Here is a 703-nt window from a genome sequence, read left to right as displayed (position 1 = left end):
CCATCAGCAGATCGTGGTCGACCCGGTCGAAGAATTTCTCCAGGTCCAGTTCCACGCTCCAGCGATAGCCCGCCGCCACATGGGCGCGGGCCATTTCGATGGCCTGGTGCGCGCTGCGCCCCGGACGAAAGCCGTAGCTGAAGTCCGAGAACAGCGGTTCGAAAAGCGGCGTCAGTTGCTGCAGCAGCGCCTGCTGGATCAGGCGATCCAGCACGCTGGGTATCCCCAGCGTTCTGACCCCGCCATCGGGCTTGGGAATGTTCACCGCACGGACGCCGTACGGCTGGTATTCACCCGTCTGCAGCCGCTCCCGCAGGGACGGCCAATACTGCTTCAGGTAGCCCGCGAGTTCGTCCACCGACAGGCCATCGGCCCCCGGTGCGCCCCGGTTGTTCACCACCCGTCGATACGCACGCCTCAGGTTCGCCGGCGACAGCACCCGCTCCATCAGCGTGTTCGGCTCCGCTTTCGTCCACGTTACAGACGCCATCGGTGTCTGCGCACTGTCAGCCGGCATGCGCGGATTCCGTCCACCATGCCGGGGAACAGCCTTCCCCTGGGGGGGAAGCTTCTGCGGTTCGACATCCCATGAGACTCCAACGCCTACCGGCGGTATGACCTGTTCGGCCCTTGGTGACGTGGTTGCTCGTCACTTACTACGGCCTCGGCTGACTTCTGCACGCCCATCCCGTCGCCTCTCGAC

General features: G+C 65.0%; 1 protein-coding gene. It reads right to left on the bottom strand.

Annotated elements, in window-relative coordinates; genetic code table 11:
* Positions 1–616 (bottom strand): reverse transcriptase domain-containing protein (locus N5J71_RS22345; RefSeq protein WP_424960909.1); only part of this gene is annotated, 616 nt, incomplete at its 3' end.
* Positions 617–703: the final 87 nt, after the last annotated feature.

This window comes from Ectopseudomonas oleovorans (genome assembly GCF_029845265.1).
GTDB lineage: Bacteria > Pseudomonadota > Gammaproteobacteria > Pseudomonadales > Pseudomonadaceae > Aquipseudomonas > Aquipseudomonas oleovorans.
The sequence above is the reverse complement of the archived record's forward strand: the minus strand, read 5'-3'. Positions and strand labels throughout refer to the sequence as shown.